This window comes from Lentilactobacillus parafarraginis DSM 18390 = JCM 14109, from assembly GCF_001435895.1.
In the GTDB taxonomy this organism is placed as follows: Bacteria; Bacillota; Bacilli; order Lactobacillales; family Lactobacillaceae; genus Lentilactobacillus; species Lentilactobacillus parafarraginis.
The window spans coordinates 40,705-67,214 of the sequence record NZ_AZFZ01000010.1 but is presented as its reverse complement, the minus strand read 5'-3'; the positions used below and the strand labels follow the sequence as shown (position 1 = coordinate 67,214).

Below are 26,510 nucleotides of genomic sequence, written 5' to 3'. Positions count from 1 at the left end.
TTACTTTAACTTTGGGGGTACACCTCATCCCAGTACATCCTGAGAAATCCGTTTTTTGACATGAACCTTATTTATTGATTTAATGACGCTTCAAACACATCCGCCAACGTGGCGTTGATGTCGGCAAATTTTTTGTTTTCAACCAACCGCCGGAAGTCGGAAATGGTAATATTTTCGGTCTGCTTCAAGGGAACCGGCGCTGCCGCGATGTTCAAACAGGTCGTTGTGGTTAAAGCGAGCCGGCCGTTGCGCTTCATGCGAACCTTGTAGTTTTCGAAGTACTCGCGGGTTTCATAAGAACCGTTAAGCACTTTGTGATTTTGAAAGTAGTGGTTGAGATAGTCTTCAAAGGTCTGTTCGGTTTGAAGGGATGCTCGAAACGTTGTGATCATAATTGGAACTCCTTTTTGTGATGAATAATAGTTTGTTTTCTGAAAAATTCAATCTCCAAAGCTTATTATAACCATATTTTCTGAAAATGAAACCGTTAAATATGTGGGAAACGCTACCAATTCGGCATTCTTACCCAGCTGAGTTGAAACAAAGCCATCATTTAGTTTCACGGGAACATTGAAAGTGATCTCGGTTTCAGTGGCATTGGCCTGGCCGTTATTTTGGGAGTTGAATCCGGTGAGCGCTGAGATTAATTTTAAAAAGATTAAAAAATGGCTTTACAATTAAAAAATGATGAGTTATGATACTTAGCAATTAGAAAACGTTGAGAAAAGCGATGAAGAGCGGGAGTAGATTGGCCGTCGTGTTTAGAGAGTTTCCGGTTGGTGAAAGGAAACCACGGTGGGTAATTGAAAGTAGGCTCGGAGCTGTAGATGCGATCCCTGAGTGTTTACTGGATGCCACCATTACAAGGCCAACGACTACAATTCGTTGAATTGTGTTCGTTAAGATCAGGTTGAATTTGATAATTGAACTTGATAAATCAAGGTGGTACCGTGCATCGATATTAAAATGCGCCCTTCGAAGTTGACTCGAAGGACGCATTTTTTATTTTCTCATTTTTCGATCCATAATAACTGACTGGAGGAATCAATATGACCCAAGCAAACTTACTCACCTATTTAGATAACCATCCCGAAACCATTATTCCGGCTTCCGGCGACGGAAATACATTCATATCTCTTAGCAGCCAAAACTTTCCGGCGATCCTGATTGATGGCACCTTAGCTGCGAATAACTTGATCGCCGAGGATTCAGAGGGAATGCTGACACTGTCCGAATATGCCAAGTTTCTCCGTGACATGCGGCTCAAGAAGAATAGCCTGCTGATTGCTGACCTGCAATCTGGATTTGGCAATCCCCTCAACACATTCTATTCCGCAAAGGAGCTCGAACGATCGGGCGGCGACATTATCCTATTAAATGATCAAACTTATCCGGCCCATACGACCGCGGAACCAATTACGACGACCCCTGAAGATCTCATTGGTAAGTTACGCGCCGCCAAGGATGCCTTGGAAAACCCAGCCACCCAGATTTGGATCAAGCTGGAAGGTATTCAGTCATACGGGATCGACGGAATCATTCAGCGGATCGGCTACCTGGCCAAGGCCGGTGCCGACGCTATTGCGATCGACCACTACGATGCCGATCAACTCGCCCAGCTCGCCGAAACCAAATTACCACTGCCGTTAATGGCAACCTGGGAACCGGGCACCAAACAAATTGCCGGTATTTCGGGCTGGCTCGACAAGGGTTACCTGCCAAGCGTCATCAAGCGGGCCCAGTTGGAAGCAATTAACTATATCAAACAGGGAGGACTTACCTATGCTGAAAAATGAGAAGATGCGTCACCAATTTAAAACGGAAGTTATGAGCGGTCACATTGTCGAAATGATGGTGGCTCCGGATGCCCTAGCCGCCAAGATTTCTGAAGCTGAGGGTGCCCAGGCGATTTTCTCGGCCGGTTACGCGACCAGCGCGTCAGCCTTGGCAATGCCGGACCGGGGAATTGCCGACTTCGGCCTCTCTCTGGAACGCTGCCGGCAAATCGTCAACGCGGTGAACGTCCCCGTATTTGCGGATGCCGATACCGGGTATGGCGATTTGGATAACATCAAACGGACCGTGGAAAGCTACGAAGCAATTGGCGCCGCTGGCATGTTCATCGAAGACCAGGTTTGGCCGAAACGCTGTGGGCACATGGATGGCAAGAAAGTTGAACCAACCGAGGTCTTGGAAGCTAAATTACGGGCCGCAAAGGCTGCCCGTAAGCATGACGACTTTCTGATTATGTCCCGCACCGATGCCCGGGCAGTATACGGGTTGGATGACGCAATTGCCCGGAGCAAACGATATCGGGCAGCTGGTGCCGATTTGATCTTCATCGAGGCGCCGCAGAGCGTTGCCGAACTGGAAAAGATTCACGAAGCCTTTCCGGAGACGCCGCTGATGGCCAACATGATTGAAGATGGCAAGACCCCATTAACCAAGAAAGAAGATTTACAGAAGTTGGGCTTCAACATCGTGGTTCATCCCAACACGCTGACCTATACGCAAGCCTATGCCGAAAAGACGCTCATCGAAACCTTGAAGCGTGATGGGTCGACCAAGGCCTATAAAGACCGGATGATTACCTTTCCGAAGTTCAATGAGTTTGTTGGCTTGGATCAGGTCAACGCTCGGGATGCCGAGTACTCACCCGAAAAGATGGCGGAAGCTTACATGCACTAATCCGATAGTTTCTCTGAACCACACATAGAATTGCATCCACAATGGTTACCACACATATTTTTCAAACATCGCACCAGGCTGATTCATTTCGACATACCTAATTCACATCTATCAATCGCTGAAAGATCACGCACACATAGTAGGAGGATTTGCTAATGGCAGATAACACATACAGTTCCACGCAATCATATTCTTTAGAAACCCAGTTGAACGAAGCGCGGGAAACCCCGCTATTTTACAAGGTATTCGCCTTGGCTGGTGCCGGGATGATCCTGGATGCCGCCGACGTCTACATGGCCGGCGCCATCAACAGCACGCTGATTGAGACCAAATTCGCGAGTATTAGCCAGGGATCGTATTTCCTGTCAAGCGGCTTTTTAGGGTTGTTTATCGGGTCAATTCTTGCCGGCTACATCGGCGACTTCTTTGGCCGGAAATTGTCATATCATTTTAACTTGTTATTGTTCGGGGTATTCACGCTGTTGTCGGCGTTTGCTCCCAATATGATGATCTTAATTGGCCTTCGATTTATTGCCGCCATCGGCTTAGGAGCGGAAATTGTGACCGGCTACGCGGTTGTCAATGAATTCGCCCCAATCAAACGCCGGGGTCACTGGTCCGGCATGACGGCAATCGTTGCCAATACCGGAGCGCCAATTACCTTACTGATTGCGTCATTCATGATTCCCAAGTTTGGCTGGCGGTCGATGTTCATCACGATGGGGATTTTAGCACTGATTCTTTGGTTGGCGCGCCGCCATTTTCCAGAATCCCCCGCTGGCTGCTTGCGAAGGGGCGAACTGAAGAGGCCAATGCCATTATTCAAAAGCTCACCACTCGCGGGTTATATGAGAAGGATGAGATGACCCATCCGGATGAACCGGTCAGCCATATCAGTTTTGCCAAGGGCTTGTTTATCGCGATTGTGGCGGTTAGTGCCACGTTGCTGTGCCAGTATACCTTCACGTCATGGGTACCAACGTTATTGTTGAAGCAGGGGATTAACATTGTTGATTCAATCAGTTTTTCCGCCATTATGATGATTGGTGCGCCCATTGGTGCTGCCATCGGGGCCCTTCTGGTTGATCGTACCGGCCGCAAAAAACTGATTGTAACCGCCTTTATCGCCACGGCAATTTTAGGGATTGCCTACGCTTACGAGAGAAGCACCCCGGGGATCCTCATTAACGGGTTCCTGCTGACAATTACCCTCTACATTTTGGTAGCCTCAGTTGTTAGTATCTATACCAACGAATTGTTTGAGACTTCCCATCGCTTCCGGGGCGCCGGGATCGCTAACGGCACGTCAAAACTGCTGAATGTGTTGATGCCAACCTTCGTGGCCTTCATGATTACCCAGGTGTCCGCTTCGTTTATCTATTACGCAATTGCCGCGCTGGCAATTATTGCGGCGATCGTGATTGGCCTGTTTGGACCGGAAACCGATCAGAAAGCTATTAAATAAAATCAGGTTTAACGTCAAAAAAACTCGACCGGTTCATCCGATCGAGTTTTTTGCGTCCATTCGTTTATGAATTTTGAGGGGTTAATTTAGAGGGGATCTAAATTAGAATTGCGCCTTATAACTGATTGAGTAAGTCTTTTCTTCACCGGCTGGCAATAAAACGCTGCCGAAGCCTTCGTGGTTTGGTGTGTCTGGTAAGTTTTGCGCTTCCAGAGCAACGCCCATGTGAGGGACGCCAGCACCGCGTTCAAATTTAATGCCGTCCAAATCGTCAGGAGTGAAGACAACTAAGGCGTTTCGGGTTGAAAAGATGGAAACGCTGCGGCCAGAATCCGGATCAGCCAGTTTGGCAATTGGTTGGTCATCGGCATGGTCGTTGATGGCATAAACTTCATCGTAAGTGTGGCCAACTTCAGCCTTCATGTCATCGATTCCTAATTTAAGGTTTTGGGAATCACGGAAATCGTAAGGGGTGTCGTCAACGGGCACTTTCTTACCGGTTGGCGTCTTGTCCTTGTTAAGTTCCAGGTAGTTGTCGGCGTCGATGGTCAGTGAGTGGCCATAAACGTTTTCGGTGTCTCCTAAATTAAGGTAAGCATGCTGAGTTGGGTTAAACAACGTGTCAGCATCGCTCTTGGCGCTGTATGAAACCGTGGCAACGTTATCGTCACTCAACGTCCAGGTGATGGTGACGTCGATATTTCCTGGGAATGAATCATATGACGAATCAATGTGCTTCTTGAGGATAATCTTGTTATCTTCGATTGAGCCATCCCATACCTGACTGTTAAAGCCGTGTGGGCCACCGTGAAGGGTTGTGGTGCCTTCGTTTTGGTCCACGTGATATTCCTTGCCCTTGATACTGAACGTGCCGTTGGTAATTCGGCCGGCGGTTCGGCCAATTGCTTGGCAGAAATACTGGTCCTTCATGTAGGCGGCACTGCTGTCCATACTTAATAGGACATTGCCTTCTTTTCCGTCCTTATCTGGGAACGTAAAGGCGTTCCAGGTAGCGCCCAATGAAATCACTGAAATAGAAACACCGTGATCGTTGGTTAAGGTAAATTTTTGAATATCTTGGTCATTATATTTATCGAACAATTCTGTTTTGGCTTGCATTAGCGTTAGACTCTCCTTATAAAAAATAAATTTAAAGCTATGAAACCGCTTTTATCTGTATTATAATATTTTTTTGTATGGTAGTGCAACACTAAATATTGAATTTATCCGTATAATTCTATATAAATTTTGCCCAAAGTATGATATTTTATTGGTGAAGCGTATTTTGGGGGATGGAGAGGGTTACTTATGAAAACGGCATTGTATATTCTTTCGGGAATTTCCGACGTAATGATTATTGTTTTTATCTTCATGGCAATGTACGAATTTGCCCGCAAAGATCAAACTAAACCGAATCATCATTTCGGCTGGTGGGCGATTTTCTGCATTGCGTTAACTTTCGGCTTGTTGGTTTTGGCCAGTCCAAGCCGGGGATAATTGCATTCCTGACGAAGTCGTAAAAAATCATTAAGTTGAAAGCGGGGGATTATCATGGAAACAAAGTATGTCATGGTTAAAAAAGACATTAAACACAACATTATCAATGGCAAGTACAAGATTAACGAAAAAATCCCCACTGAATCTGAATTAATGGCGATCTATGAAGTGAGCCGGTACACTATTCGGCGGGCAGTGGGTGACCTCGAACACGAAGGCTATATCTATCGGGTTCAGGGCGGCGGCATGTACGTGAACGACTGGATCAACAATAAAGTCCGTTCAGAGCGGTCCAACCAAAGCATTGGCGTGATTACCACCCACATTGCCGACTATATTTTCCCAAATATTATCAGTGGCATTGACCAGGTGGTTTCCAACGCCGGTTACTCGTTATTGTTGGGAAACACCCACAATGAGCATGACAACGAACGCCACAATTTATTGAACATGCTGGATAACGATGTTTTAGGATTCATCATCGAACCAACAAGAAGTACGTTGGAAAATCCCAATTTGGACGTGTATCAAATGATTATCCAATCAGGCAAACCGGCCGTTTTTATTAACGCTCACTATCCCGATTTGGACTTCCCGTACGTGGAAGTCGCCGATACGGCCAGCGAAAAGAAATTAATGGATTATCTGCTGGATCATGGTCACGAACGAGTTCTAGGGGTTTTCCAGGTTGATGATATGCAGGGCGTTAACCGAATGAATGGGTATATTCGGTCATACCAAACCCACCCGAACGTGGCGTCATCGGGCGATATCATGATGTATCGTTCATCGGATGATATTAATGATGTATTGCAAAAAATTAAGAACCGGGTAGAAGTCCCGGATAACGCCCAGCCCACGGCCATTGTTTGTTACAACGATCAATTGGCTATGGAAGTCATTGGAATGCTGGGGAAGGAAGGCTTCTCCGTACCTGATGACATCTCGGTTGCCGGTTTTGATGATTATGAAATTTCGAAGTACATTCATCCTGGCATTACCACGATGATTCATCCGAAACGGCAGTTGGGAAAGACCGCTGCTGAAATGCTGGTTGATATGATTAATAAGAAAGATCGTGCTTCTAAGATATTTGACGCCGATTTGGTTGTCCGTGATTCGACAAAGGCAATCAGCCCAACAAAGACAATGTGATTTTAAGTCAATTAAATAGCTATGAAAGGTGGTGCTGCCCGTGCGTTTGCCCCATTCGGGCTTCGTATAGAAAAAATATTTGTGCTAATAAGTGAAATATCCATTGATTTATGCGGATAAATATCTTATACTCTTTTTGTAAGCGATGTCAGAAACCGTTTACAGTGCGCACAAAGGTTTTGCTATATGTTATACAAATTTACGAATGGGGTGCTCGTTTTGAAGAAAGTCACGAATAACGGCTTTATATATACATTTGGAGCCTTAGGCGGATTACTATTTGGATACGATATTGCGTCAGTTTCTGGTGCAATTCTATTTATTCAAAAGCAACTTCACTTAGGACCATGGCAACAAGGTTGGGTTGTTAGTTCAGTTTTAATTGGTGCCATTATCGGTGCGTTGGCAACCAGTAAATTCCTAGATACTTATGGACGTCGAAAGTTGCTCATTTGGGCATCGGTTATCTTCTTCATCGGTGCTTTATCATCCGGTTTTGCACCAGAATTTTACGTTCTGGTCTTTACCCGAGTTATTTTAGGAATTGGTGTCGGAATTACTTCCGCATTAATTCCAGCCTATCTGCACGAACTTGCTCCTAAGAGCATGCATGGTGCGGTTGCAACAATGTTCCAGTTGATGGTCATGATTGGTATTTTGCTGGCATACATCCTGAACTATTCATTTGCTCACTTGTATACCGGTTGGCGTTGGATGTTAGGATTCGCTGCTTTACCAGCTGCCATCCTGTTCTTTGGAGCCCTCTTCTTACCAGAAAGCCCTCGGTTCTTAGTTAAGGTTGGTAAGGTTGATGAGGCCCGTGAAGTTCTGATGGACACCAACAAGCACGATGCCAAAGCTGTTGATACCGCGCTTACTGAAATCACCGAAACCGCAAAACAACCGGTTGGTGGTTGGAAAGAATTATTTGGTAAGGGCGTTCGGCCAGCCTTAATCACTGGGCTTGGCGTTGCGATCTTCCAACAAGTTATTGGTAGTAACAGTGTTATCTTCTATGCGCCAACCATCTTTACGGATGTTGGCTGGGGAGTTATCGCCGCATTGCTTGCCCATATCGGAATTGGGATTGTCAACGTTGCCGTAACGGTTGTTGCCATGTTGATGATGGACAAAGTTGATCGTAAGAAGATGCTGGAGTTTGGTGCCGCTGGGATGGGTCTTTCCCTTCTGGTTATGTACACCATTCTTAAGTTCGATAACGGTTCACAAGCAGCTGCTTACGTTAGTGCGATTGCATTAACCGTCTACATTGCTTTTTATGCCACAACTTGGGCACCAGTTACCTGGGTTCTGATTGGTGAAGTCTTCCCATTGAACATTCGTGGGTTGGGAACATCACTTTGCTCGGCAACTAACTGGTTAGCCGACATGGTTGTATCACTGACATTCCCAATGATGCTCAGCTCATGGGGATTGGATAATTCATTCCTGTTCTATGCCGTCATCTGTGGAATTGCCATTTGGGTATGCCACAGCAAGTTCCTCGAAACTCGTGGGAAATCACTTGAAGAGATTGAACTTGATTTGCATAAAGCTTCCGGCGTGGCGAGTGACACATCCACCATTAAATAGTTATCAGTATTGAAGGCTTCGATCTTCAATATTAATAAAACCTGTTTTAATAATATCTATCAAAGAGGAGAGAAACTATTATGTTACAAGTTCCTGATTATGAATTTTGGTTTGTTACCGGTAGTCAGCACCTTTATGGTGAAGAACAACTGAAATCAGTTGAAAAGGATGCCCGTGATATCGTTGACAAATTAAACGCAACGAACACGCTTCCTTATCCAATTAAGTTCAAGCTTGTTGCAACCACTGCTGACAGCATCACTAAGTTGATGAAGGATGCAAACTATGATGATAACGTTGCCGGTGTGATTACTTGGATGCACACATTCTCACCTGCCAAGAACTGGATTAGAGGTACAAAATTACTTCAGAAGCCTTTGCTTCATTTAGCAACCCAGTACTTGGATCACATTCCATATGACACCATTGACTTTGACTACATGAACTTGAACCAAAGTGCTCATGGTGATCGTGAGTACGGCTTTATCAACGCTCGTCTTCGTAAGAACAACAAGATTGTTTACGGCTACTGGGGTGATCCAGAAGTTCAAAAAGAAATTGCTGACTGGGAAGACGTTGCCGTTGCCTACAACGAAAGCTTCAAGATCAAGGTTGCCCGTTTTGGTGACAACATGAGAAACGTTGCCGTTACTGAAGGTGACAAGGTTGAAGCTCAAATTCAATTTGGCTGGACCGTTGACTATTACGCCCTTGGCGACTTGGTAGAATCAGTTAACGCTGTTTCTGAAAGCGACATTGACGCTAAGTACAAGGAACTCCAAGATAAGTATGAATTTGTTCAGGGTGACAATGACAAGGATAAGTACGAACATTCAGTTCGTTACCAAATTCGTGAATACTTCGGTATCAAGAACTTCCTTGACAAAGGTAACTACTCAGCATTCACAACTAACTTCGAAGACCTTTACGGTTTGGAACAATTACCTGGCCTGGCAGCACAATTGCTCATGGCTGACGGTTATGGTTTCGGTGCCGAAGGTGATTGGAAGACGGCCGCTCTTGACCGCTTAGTTAAGATCTTGACTCATAATCAAGCAACTGCGTTCATGGAAGACTACACCCTTGAATTACAAAAGGGTAAAGAAGCCATCCTTGGTTCACACATGCTTGAAGTTGATCCAAGCATCGCTTCAGACAAGCCACGGGTTGAAGTTCACCCATTGGATATTGGTGGCAAAGCTGATCCTGCCCGTTTGGTATTTACCGGCCGTGAAGGTGACGCATTCGATGTTACCATGTCAGACTTTGGTAACGAATACCGTCTGATCGGTTACGCCGTTGAAGGCCACAAGGCTCCAAAGCCAACACCACATTTGCCAGTTGCAAAACAGATGTGGACACCAAAGGTTGGCTTGAAGGCTGGCGCTACTCAATGGATTCACGATGGTGGCGGTCACCATACCGTTCTGACATTCACTGCCAGCGAACAACAAATTGCTGATCTTGCAACTATGTTTGATCTCCCATTTGATGATATTAAATAGAAATTTCAACTTAAATTGAACCATCGAAGAACGAGGATGCCGTTGAATGGGCAACCCCGTTTTTTTGTATCGGTGGTCGTTGAATGAAGTAATGACACCGTCAATGAGAGAGGAATTTTGAACATATGGTAATGACTGAAAAGCAAAAAATGTTAGCTGGAATGAAATATTACAACACCGATGAGGAACTATCAGCCGACCGGTGGCGGACTCGCAAACAAATTAACCGCTTTAATGACTTATTTAAGGAAGACCCTAAGGCTGCCAATACGTTATTGAGCAGCGTATTCAAGCAAACCGGGAAAAAGTTTGACGTGATGGCGCCGTTTCAGTGTGACTACGGTTACAGCGTGACGGTTGGCGACAATTTCTTCGCCAATTATGGCTGCACGTTCATCGATGTTGCCCCGATTACCTTTGGCGATAACTGCCTGTTGGGCCCGAACTGCCAAATCTATACGGTGGATCACGCCTTTGATGTTGAAGAGCGGAATAACGGCGTTGAAATCCCGGGCCCCGTCACGATTGGTGACAATTTGTGGGCTGGCGGCAGTGCGGTGATTACCCCAAACGTGACCCTTGGCAATAATGTTATAATTGCTGCAGGCGCTGTTGTGACAAAATCATTTGGTGACAACGTGTTAATTGGCGGCAATCCCGCTCGGATCCTTAAAAAATTAGAGTAATTAATGGAGGAATTTGATGTCCAAGCAAACAATTGGTTCCAGAATTGAGTTGGCCGACGGCAATAAGATGCCGATTGAAGGCCTCGGTGTTTATAAGATGACAAAGCCCGATGAACTGATCAAGTCAGTGAAGTCCGCTTACGAAGACGGTTATCGGCTCTTTGATACTGCCCAAATGTATGGTAACGAAGCGGCAGTGGGTGAAGCGATTAAGGATTTAAACGTTGACCGTGAGAGCTTGTTTATTACCACAAAGATCGCCGAAGAAAATCAGGGCTACGACCAGGTGATGGCCTCGTTTGAGGAATCATTAAAGAAACTTCAGATGGATTACGTCGACCTGTTATTGGTGCACTGGCCGATTCACACCCACTTCTTTGAAACCTGGCGGGCGTTTGAAGACTTGAAAAAGCAGGGGCTTGTCAAGTCAATTGGAACAAGCAATTACGGCATGCTGCACCTGCAGTATTTGGCTACTAAGGCCAATGAGATGCCGGTTGTCAACCAGTTGGAAGTTCATCCGTACCTGTCACAGCAGGCAATGGTCGACTTTGATCGTGAAAACCACATCGTGACCCAGGCATGGGCGCCACTTGGCCGCGGGCGGATTTTTGATGATCCAGTGATTGTTAAGATCGCAAAGGCTCATGATAAATCCGCTGCTCAGGTGATTCTCCGGTGGCACCTCCAACGCGGCGACGCCTTTATTCCAAAGTCGGTTCATCCGCAAAGAATCAGCCAAAACGCTGATATCTACGATTTTGAATTGAGCGTTGACGAAATGAAGCTGGTTGATAGCATCAACCACAACACCCGAATTAGCCAGGAACCAGAAATGGTTTACGAAATTGGGCATCAATATCCGCATCATTAATTTCACAGATTTTTCAAAAACCGTCACTCATCCCAATTGAGCGCCGGTTTTTTGTGTCTTCCTCTGATTTTATATTAAATTTTCATTGCCAACCTTACATGGCCTTGACAATTAACCTGACCGCGTATTTTCGCGCATTAATCTGATAAACTAGATTTCGAATTAATGTCCATGGGATGTTACTTTTGACTTAAATCAGTTTAGGGGTGGATTAATTGAATAAAGCAGTCGCAATATTTGGGCTTGGTGTTGGGTTATTAAGTTTTTCAGTTTGGGGTGACAATGGGCATTCACAAGATTTTGAACTGGGAGTCGTTTCCGCTCAAGCAGATGCTGCAAATAGCGGGACGACCATTGCGATTAACAAGGATAATTTTTCGACTTACTTTCAGGAGTCGGGGGATGCCAGTTACGACCAACAAAATGGCGTTGTTAACCTAATTCCGGATAAGTCGCCAAATGGTGTTCCAGTTGCCGGAATGACCTATCTAAGCGGCAATATGGACATGAACAAGAGCTTCCATCTTGCTGGGGAAATCGAAATTCAACCCGGCTTTTCGGGCTCGACCTATAGTGATGGGATTGTGTTTGCCTTTCGGCCGGGGGATCCAACCCAAGTGGGTAATCCGGGAGCCGGAATCGGGGTTGGCGGCATTAAGGGGGCGTTTGGGGTTGTGATCGATACGTATTATAACGGTGTGGGCGAAATTGGCAGGAGCCAGTCAGATCCGATAGTCAGCCCGTATATTTCATTTTTTAAGAATCTGAGCAGTCCAGGTCTAAGTTCCGTTAGCTCGAATATCATCCATTCTTCGTATGCAAAGGCGATGATTGATGATCGTGAAAGTCATCCTCAGGGGCTTAGGTACGGTGATTTTAAAAAGGGGAACTTACTGCCGTTCACAATTTCCTATGATGGCGCCACGAAACAAATGTCCTATTCACTGACAACTGTTGATGGCCGCCACTACCAAGGAACTCACGATTTTTCGCAGGAGGTGAGTGGCAATACTGGCATGAATTTGGCGATTTCTTCAGGTGGCGAAGCATCGCAGGCAAGGGTTAACCTGTTAGTCAATTCGATTCAATTTTCAGCGATGGGGGTTGTTAACGTTGACTACATCGATGAGCAGACCGGAACCAAGCTCCCTGAGTCATCGACGCTGAAGGGGGGATTGAACGAAATGGCCTACATAAAGAGTGCTTCGGTTATCGATACGTTACGAAAACAGGGCTACCGGCTGGATCAGGTCGCGGCTCCCAAAAGTTACGATTACGATAACGCAACATTGCCGTTCGGTGGCACGGAGGACTTATCCAAGCTGCCATATAAAGATGTCCTCCAAGAGGTTAAATTCTACTTTAAGAAAGACATCGCGGATAAGATTGCCGTTAAGATTAATTACGTCGACGCCGATACTCACCAATCAATTGCGCCAAGTCAACAGGTTTCGGGAACCTTTGGGACTTCAATTCCTAATCTGAATCAGGCAATTACCGGCTATACCGCAGATCCGGCCAATCCAACTCATCTTAAATTTGGGGCGCTGGATGAGAGTGGCAAGACTTTGACAGAGGTGACACTCAAGTATCATCAAAATCACTCAACTAGTTCGGGGACACCGAAAATGCCAGGCTCACCGGCTGCTTTCCAACCCATTGCGCCGTCTCAGCCAACGGCAATTCCGTCTCCAGATCCGACCAGTGATTCAAGGGCGTCTTCAAGCAGTCAGCCGGATGAGTCACGGCCATCGCTGATTGCTAAAAGGGGAGCGGCTGTCTACACGGTTAAGCCAATTTACCTATACCGGCACGCAGACTTTAACAAATCTGAGAGAAAGGCCTTTTACGCGAAAAAGCCGCGGGTTAACCGGCCCATGTTTGTTGTCACCGACTATGCCCGTTCCAAGGATGGCCAATTGCGTTATCAGGTTAGAGACGTTAACCACAAAAGCCGGACGGCTGGCAAGACCGGCTACATCACAGCTGATAGTCGATTCACGTTACCAGTTTATTATCAAGGAGCTCACCCAATCGTGACCGTTATTAATCCTGAAGGGGTTAATCGTTATGCCAAGAAGAATTTGCGCCACCGGACCGGTCACTACCGGCAGGGACAAGTTATTCCGGTTCAAGGAATTACCCGGCATAATCTGACGACCCGCTTTATTTTGGCGGACGGCCAATACATGACCGCGAATCGAAAGCTCGTCATTTCGGGCAAGCACCCCTTTTCGAAGGCCGTGCGGGTTAAAAAGGCGCTTAACTTGTATGCAGATCCGGAATTTACCCATGTGCAAAAGCAGATTGGAAGTGGGCAAACGTTAGCCGTTAACAAAACTGGCTATTCTCAAGCGGCCACGATGCAGGCGCGGGGGCACAAGCGATACGCCGTGAAGGGCGGTTACATCACGGCAAATCCTGATGATGTTCAGATTGAAAAGATGACGCGTTCGTAGCAGTTGCGTTTGTTTAAAATCGTTGATCGGGATAACCATAACCCGCTTAATAATGCGTGGGGACAACCATCGACAGCGTGTTTTTCATAGAGAAAGCCGGCCAATCGTGATTGTGAATGGCCGGCGTTCTCTGTAACAAGAAGCAGTGTGGCAGAATGTTACTTCTTACCCCAACGCCACATCCAGTACCATCATCAGCATAAAGCCGCTCATGATACCAAATATCGCCCAGTGGGACTCTGCCCTGGTCCTGGCGTGGGCTTCGGGAATTAATTCTTTACAAGCGACGTAGATCATGGCGCCGGCGGCAAATGAGAGGGCATAGGGTAAAATAGTGTTCACCGAGGAGACTAAGAGGGCGCCCAGAACACCCGCAAATGGTTCGACGATTCCGCTTGCCTGACCATACATGAAGGCTCGCAAGCGACTCATCCCATTTTGCCGAAGCGGAATTGAGACGGCCGCGCCTTCCGGAAAGTTTTGGAGGCCAATTCCAATTGCGACCGTCATCGCTGCCAGGACCATTGCGGCATGTTCCGTATTTCCAGCGGCCCCGATCGCACCAAAGGCGACCCCAACGGCTAATCCTTCGGGAATGTTATGCAAAGTGATTGAAAAGACCAGCAGAATTGCTTGTTTGACTTGGCGGGGCGGCTGCTGGTCCTGGCTGCGATTGAGAACAAGTACGGCAATGAGCTTGTCGGCAGCGTAGAGGAAGAGACCGCCTAATCCAAACCCAATCGCAACCACTAACCAGGGGGTCTTATCGAGCTTGGCGGCTAAACTGATGGCCGGATCCAGCAGGGACCAGAAGGATGCGGCGATCATGACACCAGCGGCAAATCCGTACATCATGGCCAAAGCGTGACTGCGGATGGTTTTGAAACCGAATACCAGCGCCGACCCGAGGGCCGTGACGCCCCAGGTGAAAAGTGTGGCAAGGAGGGCCTGCTGCCATGAGGGCAGGCTCAGAAGAAAGGTCATGGCGGGCCACCAACTTTCTGTTTGTAGTTTGAAAGAGCAATGACACTTTATGGTATAATTATAACAAATTCAGTTAATTAATTGGCTGATTTTAGTTGTATGTATTAATGGTTTGGCCCTTAAAGCGGCTAACTCGAGTGAAAATTAGTGGCTTTAAGTGAATGTTAGTCACTAATTCGCTATACTAAGGGTAGAAATTGTTCAATAAACATGAATGGAGCTGGTTTTTGTGAAAAAAGTCACTGCATATCTTGTCCGTCACGGACAAACCTACATGAACTTATATAATAAGGTTCAGGGATGGATTGATTCACCACTTACTGAAAAGGGCATTTCGGATGCCAAAAACGCTGGTGAGCGGTTGAAAAACATTAACTTTAACGCTGCTTTTTCAAGCGATTCCGGGCGGGCAATTGATACCGCGCGAATTATTTTACGAGCCAACCCCCATAATATGAACATTGTCAGTTATCAATATCCGGAATGGCGTGAACAGTTCCACGGGTATTTCGAAGGTAATGATCTTAACCAAATGTGGCAATTTGTTGGGGCCCAGGTGCAGAAGACGTCTGAAAAGGAAGTTTTAAAAGACTTCGGCCTTGAACGTGCCAGAGACTTGATTCACCGCGCCGATCTTTATAACAACGCAGAAAACAACGCGATGTTCTGGGAACGTTTGAACATTGGGTTTGACAAGGTTCGCCAAAATACGCAGGATGGTCAGGTTGTGCTGATTGTTTCTCATGGTATGACGATTCGGTCGATTGTTGACCGGTTCGCCCCTGATTTAGATACCGGCGTGCCGATTGCCAACGGGGCGATTACAAAATTAACGATCACCGATGATGATGTGACGGTTGATTGGGCAAATGATTTGGATCGCGTGATTGAGTAATGAATCAGTCTTGAATTACCGTGGTTGTTTTTAATAGGGGCGTTATTTCGGCAGCACTATTGCTAATCACCTCGAATTATGATAAATTAAATCGAATAGACATGTTGGTCAGGACACAGTTTGCCCTGGCCATTTTTAGAGTAAAGAAACGCGAGGGACATTATTTAATGATTACAATTTCAGACATGGGATTACAAATCTCAGGGAAAAAACTTTATGACAACGTCAATCTTAAGTTCACACCGGGGAACTGTTATGGTGTGATCGGCGCAAACGGTGCCGGAAAATCAACCTTCTTAAAATTATTAGAGGGGAAGCTGACGCCGACAACTGGGGAGGTTCACGTTGATAAGAACGAACGGATTTCCAGCTTGAGCCAGGACCATTACGGCTTTGAGGATCAAACAGTGATGGAAACCGTCATTCAGGGCTACCAACACCTGTACGATGTCATGAAGGAAAAGGATGCCCTATACGCCAAAGCGGATTTTTCGGATGAAGATGGCATAAAGGCTGCAAATTTGGAAGCTGAATTCGCCGAAATGGACGGTTGGAATGCGGAAGCTGATGCCTCCCAGCTGCTTCAGTCATTGGAAATTCCAGAAGATCTTCACGAGCAGCTGATGAGTGAATTGACTGAGGGCCAGAAGGTCAAGGTACTGCTGGCTCGCGCGTTATTTGGCGATCCGGACATTCTGTTGTTGGATGAGCCCACCAACGGGCTTGACGTTTACACGATCGAATGGCTGGAAAACTTCTTAGCGGACTATTCGAAAATCACAATTATCGTTTCCCATGACCGGCATTTCCTGAACCAAACGTGTACCCAAATGTGTGACGTTGATTTTGGTGAGATTCGCATGTATGTTGGGAACTATGACTTTTGGCTGCAATCCAGTCAGTTAGCGGCCAAGATGCGCGCTGATTCTAACGCCAAGAAGGCCGACAAGATCAAGGAACTTCAAGAATTCGTTGCCCGGTTTAGCGCTAACGCGTCGAAGTCTAAACAGGCAACTTCGCGAAAGAAACAGTTGGATAAAATTTCGCTGGAAGACATCAAGCCGTCATCGCGAAAGTACCCGTTCATTAAGTTTGAAGAACAACGGTCATTAGGCAATGATTTGTTACGGGTTGATAAAGTATCCAAGGCAATTGACGGGGTTCAAATTTTGGATAACGTGACCTTTACGCTGCGCCCAGGTGATAAAACGGCCTTTGTCAGCCGCAATGACTTGGTCACAACCACGCTGATGCAGATTTTAGCGGGAGCGGTTAAACCGGATGCCGGCGAAGTGACTTGGGGACAAACCGTTGAATTATCGTCGATTCCGAAAGATTTCGCGGCCGAATTCAATAACAACGACCTGCGGATTATTGACTGGCTGCGGCAATACGCGCCAAAGGGTAGCGATGACGATGCTTTTCTTCGTCAATTTCTCGGGAGAATGTTATTCTCCGGGGATGACGTTGATAAGAAGGTTAAGGTGTTATCCGGAGGCGAGAAGGTTCGCTGCATGCTGTCCAAAATGATGCTGGAAAAGGGGAATACGTTGCTGCTGGATGATCCGACCAATCACTTGGATTTGGAGTCGATTACGTCTCTAAATGAGGGCCTGGTTGGTTTTCCCGGATCGATTTTGTTCACCTCCCACGACCATGAATTTATCCAAACAATTGCTAACCACGTGATTGAAGTTTCCAGTAACGGAATCATCGATAAGGCCGACACGACTTATGATGAGTTCATTAATCATCCGGATGTTCAGAAAAAATTGGCTGACTTATATGATTAATCTGGCTTACCGGTTATCAGAATAGCGGTGGTCGGCTGGTCAACAAGAAAAGACGCTTCATTCATGATTCCCAACTAATTGGGTTCATCGATGAGGCGTCTTTTCCTATGCAGATTGATACGTAACTGAAGATGAGGGGTTAGCGGTTCAGTGGGGTCTGGTGCTTTTGAATTCGAAAATTAATGATTGCGGCAACCAGTGCCAAAACCGCCAAGATTGTGACAAACAGATAATCATAGCGGCCGCCAGTATACGAACGGGTTACAAACGTCCCACCGGAGCGATTTTGGCTGGATGCCATAATCGCGGCCATGATGCCAACGCCGATGGATCCGGCAAACTGCTGAAGCGTGTTAAAAAATGAGTTGGCGTCGGCAGTGTTTTCGCGGGCAACGTTCAGGGTTGCATTTGAAATTGAATTTGAAAAGCCCATGTTAAAGCCAAACCGCAGGACACAGAACCCGATCGTGATGATCAAAGCGGACAACCAAGGCTGCGCCAGAACAAAGATTAGCCCACCAAGGGTGAGAGATACCAACCCAATTTTGATTGGCATCCCGTAGCCCTTGGCATCGGCGATACTCCCGGCAAATGGCGATACTAAAGCACCGAGGAGTGAACCGGGGAGCAGGGTCAATCCGGCAACCATTGCCGAGGTGTGGAGCACGTATTGGCAGTAAACCGGAATGACAAACGAGATTCCGATGTTGATAAACTGCAGGCTGAAATAGGTAAATGCTGAAAGTGAGGTGGTTGCCTGTTCCAAAATGCTGAGATCAAGCAATCCGTTGGTCCCGTGGCTGTTGGTAATGATGAAGAGGATCAACAGGACAACGCCAAGAATTAAGGGAATCAAAAATTGTGGGCTCGTCAGTTTGAATGAGGCGGCTTTACTGACGGTGTAAACGAACGCTGTCAAAGTGCCGGCCAGATATAGCAGGCTGATAAAATCAAACGATTCCTTAATTCCAAGCGGGGCAATATTGATATAGCGGGCTCCCAAAAACAACGCAATCAGAACGATCGGCAGGACTAACCAAAAGATTAGCCGCCAAGAAGCGATCGATGAAATCACGCCGCCGTAAGTCGGCCCCAGTGCCGGTGCCAAAGAAATAACCATCCCGGCGAGCCCGGTCATCGAACCAATTCGCCCTTTCGGAATTTGCGTGAAGATAATGTGAAACATGAGTGGCGTTGACAGCCCGGTCGACATCGCCTGAATAATTCGGCCGCCTAATAGTAATGAGAAGTTGGGGGCCGTGGCACAGAGCAAGTCCCCGAGCATGAATGCGGATGCCGCAAAAATAAAAAGATTACGCGATGGAAATTTTTTTAGTAAGAAGGCCGTGGTCGCCATGACAATCGTGACCATTAGCAGGTAACCGGTTGTCAGCCACTGAACGGTATCCAGCGTCACCCCAAACAGGCGCGTGAGTTCCGGAAAGGTTACGTTCATTGAAGTTTCGGTTAGAATACCGGTAAATGATAGTAGGGCCGCTGCAAGTAAGGAAAGCAGGGTGCGGCGGCTGATTTTTTCAGTCAAGTTAATCACTCCATTGGACTTATTTTATGGCAACAGTTAGGCCGGTGACAATTTGTGCTTTGTCCCGGCCTAAAAATCTTGATTTATTGGAATTGTTAAAGGGCTTCCCAGTCCTTGTCCCACACAACGCCCATTGCCTTTTCACCGGTATGGACCGTAATTGCGGGGCTGATTTCGTAAGTGCTGACGGCGACATTGGGGAACCGGGCTTTAATCGCCGCGACCCATTCGTGACTAACTTTAGGATTATCGGCGTTGACGATTGAAACCCGCATTTGCGAATCGGAATCGGTCACTGTCTGGTCGATGCGATCCAGAATCTTGGCGAGCGCCTGCTTCATAGTCCGCGCCTTTTCCAGCGGGACAATCTTGCCGGCATCATCGAAAGTCAACATTGGCTTAATTTTCAAGAGATTGCCGACAAATGCCGAGGTGCTTGAGATGCGGCCGGTTCGTAATAGGTGATCTAAACTGTCAACGACGAGACAAACGTTGATGGAATCTCTGAGTTCTACCAGGCGGGGCATAATGGTCTTGGCATTTTCACCTTCCAACGCCATGGATCCCGCCAGCAAAGCCAAGTCGGCTTCCCCAGCACTGGCGATTTTAGAATCAAACGGGTACACCTTGATGTTGGTCACCGTGCGACTATAGGCCACCAAATTTTCATAGAAGCTGGTGATTCCTGATGACAGGTTGACGCAAATGACTTCATCATAGCCGGCAGCACTGAGCTCGTCAAAGGCGGTCTGCATCTGCTGCATGGTCACTTGAGCGGTTGTTGGCAGTTGATCGGCAGCTGCCAGTTTTTCTAAAAATTCACGGGACGTGATGTCAACACCGTCGCGATACTGGGTGGTCCCAAATATAATGGTAATGGGTAATACCTTAATCTTGTATTGAGCGGCTACCTTTGGATCCAAGTAGCTGGCACTATCGGTGATGACTGCGGTTTTCATTTTAAGCCCCCATTGTGTTATTCTGTGTTGTTCGATTGATTAGGTTTCCCTACCAGTCTACCCTGAAAATAAATGGATGTCATGGATTTAATGTGATAATTACTGGAATTCATGATTCAAGGATGTTCACTGAGAAAGTCAATTTGGGGACTAAAAAAGCGTGCCCAAACACGACGATCGTGTTGAACACACCTCAATTTGATTAATGACGTTCCTGTTTAAAACTAATTGTTGATTAATTTGGTAATCACTTGGTCTAACTGATCAACGTACTGCTTGAGTTTGGCATCGACTGAAGCCTGGTCCTTGTCGACCACTTCCAAATAGAACTTTACTTTAGGCTCGGTTCCTGAAGGGCGAACGGCGACCCAGGTTTCGTCATCCAGCCAGTACTTCAACACGTTGGATTTTGGCAAATCAATTGGTTCGGTCTTGCCGTCCTTGTCAGTTAGAACGGATGTGCTGTAATCCGCGTGGCTCAAAACTTTGTGCCCATTAAGTTCGGTTAGTGGGTTGTCACGCAGTTCGCTCATGATATGGGCCATCTTGTCCTTGCCGTTAAGGCCGTCAAATTCTTTGGCAATGGTCTTCTCGGCGTAGTAGCCGTACTTCTTGAACATCTCTTGAACGCCATCGTACAGCGTCTTACCCTGACTCTTATAGTAAGCAGCCACTTCAGCCAGCAACAGAACGGTTTGAATCGCATCCTTATCCCGAACAAACGGCTTGATCAGGTAGCCGAAACTTTCCTCAAAGCCAAATAGGAAGGTGTGGTCGTGCTTGGTTTCGTAATGGTGAATGGCTTCAGCGATGAACTTGAAGCCGGTGAGCACGTTATTGGTAGCGACCCCGTAATCGGCAGCAATTTTAACGGCCAAGTCAGTCGAAACGATTGATTTGACAATTGTGCCATTATCTGGGAGGGAACCCGCCTTTTTCTTGGCAGATAGGATATAATTGAGTAATACGCTTGCGATTTGGTTACCGCTTAGGAGCTGATAATTGCCATCAGGTTGGCGAACGGCGGCCCCTAATCGATCGGCGTCCGGATCACTGGCAATCAGAACGTCAGCGGAAATCTTTTTGCCTAATTTGGTTGCCAAATCAAAGGCTTGTGGGAATTCCGGGTTTGGAAACGGCGTCGTTGGAAATTCGGGATCGGCAATGGTTTGTTCCGGCACAACAACGTAGTTATTAAAACCGGCTTCTTCCAGGGCCCGGCGCGCGATTACTTTCCCAGTCCCGTGAAGTGGCGAGTAGACAAATTTCATATCCTTGCCGACCGTATTAATTAAATCATGATCAACGTTAACCGTTTTGACGTTGGCGAGGTAATCGATATCGACGTCTTCACCAATTAATGACATCAATTTTGCTTCACGAAGTTCCTGCTCAGGAGTTACTTTAATGGCAAACAGATCACTATGCTTTCTAATATAGGAAGTAATAAGATCCGATTCCTTCGGCGGCATTTGACCCCCATCTTCACCATAAATCTTAAAGCCGTTGTACTGCTTAGGATTGTGGCTGGCGGTAATCATAATCCCGGCATAGGTGTGAAGGTGCCGAACGGCAAATGATAATTCTGGCGTTGGCCGAATGTCGTCAAAGACGAAGGTTGGAATGTGATGATATCCCAATACTTTGGCGGATTCATGGGCGAATTCCTTTGAATGATAACGGGAATCAAAACTAATGGCGACGCCTCGCTGGCGGGTCTTCTCATCCAGGGTATCCATAAATGAGGCCAGGCCCTCAGCGGCTTGGCGAACCGTATAAATGTTCATGCGGTTGGTTCCCGCACCCATAACGCCGCGCATGCCGGCAGTTCCGAATGATAAATTGGTGCCAAACGCATCGGTTTTCTGATCATCATCTTGATTCAACTTTTCAAGGTCAAGCACAATGTTTTCTGGTAGGTTGGGCTGCTTTGCCCATTCTTGGTAAGCGTGTTCAATATTGTCGTTCACGAGATGAACCTCCTTTTATTTGTCCAGCTTCATTATAGAAATTTACGTGCATTTCGTCAACGTTTTTACTACCGATAAACGTTTATATTTCGCACGGTCCTTGACTTATTAGGTAAAACAAAATATATTTATTTTAGTAAATTATATTGAACGATTCAAAACTTAATTTCAAAGAAACGAGGGGTGAATGTCTTGGCAACGATTAAAGACATTGCTAAAAAAGCGGGCGTTTCAATTACGACCGTTTCACGAGTACTTAATTACGATAAAACACTTTCGGTCAGTGACACAACCCGTAAGAAAATTTTTCGGGTTGCTGAAGATATGGCCTACACGAAGAAGAAAAAGGCCGGCAACGCCAAGGATACCATTGCGATTGTGCAATGGTATACCGAGAAGCAGGAACTCGATGACCTTTATTACCTATCCATTCGAATGGGGGCCGAAAAACGGGCTGAACGGCTGCACTATAAGGTGCACCGGTTCTTTGCCAACGATTCGCTGGCAAAAATTAAGGATGTCCGGGCGATCATTGCCATCGGTAAATTCAGTGACGCTCAGATTAAGAGCATGCTCAAGGTGACTCCAAACGTCGTGTTCGTAGATTTTGACACGCTGGCCAAGGGCTATGACTGTGTTGTGACCGACTTTGATAACGCAACTGAAACGGTGTTACAGTACTTCATTGACCAAGGCTTAACGCGGATCGGCATGCTTTCCGGGGTCGAATACTCCAGTGACCACCAATTAGAAATTAGTGATCCTCGGTTTGACATTTTTAAGGACTACCTCGAAAGCCATTCGTTGTACGATCCGTCGAACGTCTACGTTGGTGATTTCACCATGCAGTCGGCATTTGATTTGATCAATAACGCGCTAAATGCCGATCGTAAGGACTTTCCGAATGCCCTGTACGTCGCCAATGATGCCATGGCCGTTGGCGCTTTGAAGGCCCTTAATCAAAATCACGTCAGGGTGCCTGAAGACGTCAGCTTGGTCAGCTTTAACGACACCGCGGTGGCGAAATATGTGATTCCGGCGCTCAGTTCAATCAAGGTGAATACCGGGAAGATGGGCGAGGTTGCCGTTTCGATGATTGACGCCGGTGATGATGACGATGCTGATTATCACACCCCTGAAAAGGTAATTGTGGGTAATCGATTTATCAAACGCGAATCCAGCAAGTAACCGTTACGCGAATTTCGTTGATAGAACGGCGATTAAGCCACATGTTGTGTTGACTTATCAGTGATTACAATTATAATTTATGTATATGCTGTAATACGGTTAGCTGTAAAATGGCCTGCGTAAAGTGCGCGGTTTGCGAAGCTTTACGTGATGGTTCATACATATCCAGTGTTTTAAAATGAGGCATTCACCATTAACGATCCATTTCTTAAATCATACCGACAATGCCGTGGGGGAACGTTTCGGTAATCGGGGAATACTAATCATGGAAGATAGGGAGAACAACATGAATAAATTCTTCAAAAAATACATCGGGGTCGTCATTGCATGGATCGTCGTTGCGATTGCTGCAATTTTTCTGATCCCGAATTCTTTTGACTTAGTGGCAAGCCATGGCCAAACTAAACTGCCAAAGACGGCCGTCAGTCAGGTTGCCAAAACAATTAAAAATCACTGGGGCCCGCAGGAAAATAACACCCGCCAGGTCCTGGTTGTTTTTAGCAACGGGAAAACCAAATTAAATGACATTCAACGCAATCAAATCAATAACACGTTGGTGACGCTGGATGGTAAGCGGGATCAGTACGATATTAAAAATATGATTAAGCCGGCGGTTAACAGTTCAACCCCGGCGGCCAATACCCCGCAAGCATCGGCGGCCGGTCAGTCATCGGCTCAAACAACCGCTGCCAATCAATCGTCAGTTCCCGCCACTGGCCAGAGTTCTGCCGTTGGTGCCAGTTCGGGTCAGGATACGTCAATTGAAGGTAATGACCCGAATACCTCGGCCCAACTGAACTCTAAGGATGGAACGACGATGATTGCCCAGTTGAATGTGGGTAATCGTGACAGTGTCCGTTCAATGGATCAGAAATTAAAGGCTGCCGTTCGAACTGCCAGTGTTAAGACGTACATAACCAGTCCGGAAAGCCTCAACGCTGATGCGCAGTCTGCCACCAAATCGGCGGTTTTAAAAACTGCCATCATCGCAATCATTGTCATCTTCTTAGTGCTGATTGTTCTGTTCCGCTCACTGCTCATTCCAATCGTTTCCCTCCTATCTTCGGGAATTGCGTACTTGATTTCTCTAGCCATCGTGTTGAACCTGGTTGCCCGGTATGACTTTCCGTTTTCCAGTTTTACCCAGATTCTGATGCTGGTTTTGACCCTTGCTTTAGGGACCGACTTCAGTATTTTGATGATCAATGAATTTAAGCAGCAGCTTCGGCAAGATAAGGACCAGCTTGAGGCCACGCTGGCAGCTCGTAAGAATGCCGGCAAGACAATTTTAGTGGCCGGCTTAACGTTAATTGTGCTGTTTAGCTTGCTGGGATTTGCTAATTTCTCAGTTTATGAATCTCTAATTGGCGTGGCAATTAGCATGCTGGTTCTAATGCTTGTCCTGTTCACATTTATGCCGTTCTTCCTATTCTTTATGGGTGAGCAGCTGTTCTGGCCGTCATCCAATTTGGAAGCCCATAATTATAGTCGTTCATGGGGATTTCTGTCCAAACAGTCGGCTGGCCATCCATTAATTGCCCTGTTAATTGCAATTGTTGTGGCAACGCCGTTTGTTCTGTTAAATCAGAATCACGTTAACTTTAACGGGGCTGACGAGATTTACCAGAAGTACGATTCGAAGGTCGGCTACAACACGATTAATAAACACTATGCCAACGGCCAGAATGCCCCAATTTCAATTTACATTAAGGCTAAGGATGGGTTGCGTAATCAGGCCGATCTCCAGCAGCTTGAGATGGTCACCCGCCAGCTGCGGGAAGAAAAGGGCATTCACAGTGTTAACTCAGCAACCGAGCCCCATGGAGAACCTTTAAAGCAGCTTTATGTGAACCAGCAGCTGGATACGTTGACCGCTGATAATGACGCGGTTTCCAATGGTTTAAAGGATACTTCCAAGCGTCTAAAGAGCACCACGATTGATACATCGCCATTGGATACCATCACTGGGAATTCACAGTCAATTTCTGGCATGCTATCAACGATTCAAACAAACTTTAATAACAGCGGGGTCTTCGCAACTCCCGCTCAGATGGTCAATGAATTACAGGCTCAATTACGCAGTGAACATCGCCGGCGGTTGACCGCTATTCAGAGAACGGTTGTCACCGAGGCCCTTAGTCGGGCATTAAACGATCAACAGCAGCAAACCCAAATGAACAGTGCGCTGTCTGGTTTGGGGATGCAAACCGATTCGATTAAGTCGACCGTTGATTCCTATAAGAGTGAACTGCAATCGGTTCAAAATCAGGTTCGGGGTTACGCGTCATCAGTTGACAGCTTAAATAACTCGCTCAATTCCTCCAATGATTTCTTGAAGGCGTTGGCCAAGTCGTCAGTCGGTGATACGATTTATGTTCCGGATAATATCATTAACGCGCCGTACTTCAAGACGATGATTGATGCTTATATGTCGACTAATGAAAAATCAACGAGAATTGATGTCGTCTTAGATGCTACGCCGGGCTCCAAAAAGTCGCTCGCCATGGTTCAAAGTCTCCAAAATCAGGTCAGTTACGATTTGAAAGGGACCGTCCTAGATTCGGCAACGGTTGCCGTCGGTGGCTATAATGCCGAACAAGCCGATACCCAGCAGGTCGCCCGCGCCAGCTTTAAGAAGGTTGCGATTCTGTTAGGCGTTGTCGCTGCGGTAATTCTTATGATTGTTTCCGAATCGATTTTACAGCCAATCTATTTGATGGGGATGTTGGGCGTTACTTACCTGATGTCACTTGGCTTTACGAAGTGGTTCAGCGGCCAGTTCATGGGTGAAAAGTGGTTGACGTGGCAAACGCCATTCCTGACGTTTATGATGTTGCTGGCGTTAGGCGTCGATTACAGTATTTATCTGCTCATGAAGTACAAACAGACGACTGGCAAAACCAAGTCGGCAGAGCGGATGATTAACGCGTCAATTTTGATTGGGACGGTCATCATCTTCGCGGTTGTCGTGATTGGTATTTCGTTTGCCTCACTTATTCCATCGGGGGTTCTGACGTTAATTCAAGTCGCAATTGCTGTTATCTTTGGCCTGATCATTTTTGGAATTGTGGTGCCAGCGTTGATGCCGGGACTCATGCGGCTAACCTATGAAGGTTTCCACTTTAAAGAGTTAAGGTTTAAGCACCGTCAAAATGCTTCTCAAGAGAATCAACAGAAATAGTGAATGATAAAACAGGGATCTGAAATAACCAAATTGGTTGATTTCAGACCCCTGTTGCTTTCAATCGATATTCTT

19 protein-coding genes, 1 pseudogene and 1 other annotated feature are annotated in these 26,510 nt (G+C 46.5%); of the genes and pseudogenes, 14 read left to right on the top strand and 6 right to left on the bottom strand.

All coding sequences use genetic code 11. The features are described from left to right. Nucleotides 1-71: 71 nt before the first annotated feature. Nucleotides 72-392, bottom strand: a complete 321-nt coding sequence (locus tag FD47_RS04100) for a hypothetical protein (protein ID WP_008212719.1) — start codon at nt 390-392, stop codon at nt 72-74. A gap of 329 nt (nt 393-721) precedes the next feature. Further along, nucleotides 722-979: a binding site (T-box leader), on the top strand. A 70-nt stretch (nt 980-1,049) separates the two neighbouring features. On the opposite strand from FD47_RS04100, the gene FD47_RS04095 reads away from it, so the two are divergent. The 3 genes and pseudogenes from FD47_RS04095 (at nt 1,050) to FD47_RS04085 (ending at nt 4,153) form a co-directional block, all read left to right on the top strand. Continuing rightward, nucleotides 1,050-1,796, top strand: a complete 747-nt coding sequence (locus FD47_RS04095) for an isocitrate lyase/phosphoenolpyruvate mutase family protein (protein ID WP_054733296.1) — start codon at nt 1,050-1,052, stop codon at nt 1,794-1,796. Continuing rightward, entirely contained in the window at nt 1,783-2,688 is a 906-nt protein-coding gene (locus tag FD47_RS04090) for an isocitrate lyase/PEP mutase family protein (protein WP_082620171.1), read from the top strand. Before FD47_RS04095 ends, FD47_RS04090 begins: the two co-directional genes overlap by 14 nt. A 155-nt stretch (nt 2,689-2,843) precedes the next feature. Beyond that, nucleotides 2,844-4,153 (top strand): annotated as a pseudogene (locus tag FD47_RS04085) (MFS transporter). A 102-nt stretch (nt 4,154-4,255) separates the two neighbouring features. On the opposite strand, the gene FD47_RS04080 reads toward FD47_RS04085, so the two are convergent. Continuing rightward, a complete protein-coding gene (locus FD47_RS04080) occupies nt 4,256-5,272 on the bottom strand; it encodes an aldose epimerase family protein (RefSeq protein ID WP_054733294.1) in 1,017 nt (338 codons plus the stop codon). Between the two features lie 189 nt (nt 5,273-5,461). Between FD47_RS04080 and FD47_RS04075 the strand changes: the two genes are divergently transcribed. From FD47_RS04075 to FD47_RS04045, 7 genes are all read left to right on the top strand, one after another. Then, nucleotides 5,462-5,650, top strand: coding sequence for a hypothetical protein (locus tag FD47_RS04075; protein ID WP_008212731.1), 189 nt, complete (start codon nt 5,462-5,464; stop codon nt 5,648-5,650). Between the two features lie 54 nt (nt 5,651-5,704). Next, nucleotides 5,705-6,805, top strand: a complete 1,101-nt coding sequence (locus FD47_RS04070) for a GntR family transcriptional regulator (RefSeq protein WP_054733292.1) — start codon at nt 5,705-5,707, stop codon at nt 6,803-6,805. Nucleotides 6,806-7,024: 219 nt separating this feature from the next. Next, nucleotides 7,025-8,398, top strand: a complete 1,374-nt coding sequence (locus tag FD47_RS04065) for a sugar porter family MFS transporter (RefSeq protein ID WP_040537776.1) — start codon at nt 7,025-7,027, stop codon at nt 8,396-8,398. An 80-nt stretch (nt 8,399-8,478) separates the two neighbouring features. After that, on the top strand, nt 8,479-9,903 hold the full coding sequence (araA, locus tag FD47_RS04060) for an L-arabinose isomerase (protein WP_008212737.1): 1,425 nt from the start codon (nt 8,479-8,481) through the stop codon (nt 9,901-9,903). A gap of 125 nt (nt 9,904-10,028) precedes the next feature. Then, nucleotides 10,029-10,589: a sugar O-acetyltransferase gene (locus tag FD47_RS04055; RefSeq protein WP_054733289.1), complete on the top strand. Its 561-nt coding sequence runs from the start codon at nt 10,029-10,031 to the stop codon at nt 10,587-10,589. A gap of 16 nt (nt 10,590-10,605) precedes the next feature. Then, complete coding sequence (locus FD47_RS04050; RefSeq protein ID WP_056980076.1) at nt 10,606-11,463, top strand: aldo/keto reductase; 858 nt, start codon at nt 10,606-10,608, stop codon at nt 11,461-11,463. Between the two features lie 215 nt (nt 11,464-11,678). Then, complete coding sequence (locus tag FD47_RS04045; RefSeq protein WP_056980075.1) at nt 11,679-13,922, top strand: lectin-like domain-containing protein; 2,244 nt, start codon at nt 11,679-11,681, stop codon at nt 13,920-13,922. A gap of 165 nt (nt 13,923-14,087) precedes the next feature. On the opposite strand, the gene FD47_RS04040 is transcribed toward FD47_RS04045, so the two are convergent. Next, nucleotides 14,088-14,906: a ZIP family metal transporter gene (locus tag FD47_RS04040; RefSeq protein WP_056980074.1), complete on the bottom strand. Its 819-nt coding sequence runs from the start codon at nt 14,904-14,906 to the stop codon at nt 14,088-14,090. A 214-nt stretch (nt 14,907-15,120) separates the two neighbouring features. On the opposite strand from FD47_RS04040, the gene FD47_RS04035 reads away from it, so the two are divergent. After that, a complete protein-coding gene (locus FD47_RS04035; protein ID WP_082402587.1) occupies nt 15,121-15,801 on the top strand; it encodes a histidine phosphatase family protein in 681 nt (226 codons plus the stop codon). Nucleotides 15,802-15,968: 167 nt separating this feature from the next. Then, a complete protein-coding gene (locus FD47_RS04030; protein ID WP_056980073.1) occupies nt 15,969-17,594 on the top strand; it encodes an ABC-F family ATP-binding cassette domain-containing protein in 1,626 nt (541 codons plus the stop codon). A 139-nt stretch (nt 17,595-17,733) separates the two neighbouring features. Here the strand turns inward: FD47_RS04030 and FD47_RS04025 are convergent, their stop codons facing one another. The 3 genes from FD47_RS04025 to FD47_RS04015 form a co-directional block, all read right to left on the bottom strand. Further along, a complete protein-coding gene (locus tag FD47_RS04025) occupies nt 17,734-19,137 on the bottom strand; it encodes an MFS transporter (protein ID WP_420806359.1) in 1,404 nt (467 codons plus the stop codon). Nucleotides 19,138-19,232: 95 nt separating this feature from the next. After that, complete coding sequence (locus FD47_RS04020) at nt 19,233-20,096, bottom strand: DegV family protein (RefSeq protein WP_056980071.1); 864 nt, start codon at nt 20,094-20,096, stop codon at nt 19,233-19,235. 224 nt (nt 20,097-20,320) lie between these two features. Next, the gene (locus tag FD47_RS04015; RefSeq protein WP_056980070.1) at nt 20,321-22,066 is read right to left on the bottom strand and encodes a phospho-sugar mutase; all 1,746 of its coding nucleotides are present in this window, start codon (nt 22,064-22,066) and stop codon (nt 20,321-20,323) included. A 192-nt stretch (nt 22,067-22,258) separates the two neighbouring features. Between FD47_RS04015 and FD47_RS04010 the strand changes: the two genes are divergently transcribed. After that, entirely contained in the window at nt 22,259-23,254 is a 996-nt protein-coding gene (locus FD47_RS04010) for a substrate-binding domain-containing protein (RefSeq protein ID WP_054733271.1), read from the top strand. Nucleotides 23,255-23,540: 286 nt separating this feature from the next. Further along, entirely contained in the window at nt 23,541-26,435 is a 2,895-nt protein-coding gene (locus FD47_RS04005; protein WP_225425026.1) for an MMPL family transporter, read from the top strand. Nucleotides 26,436-26,510 lie beyond the last annotated feature (75 nt).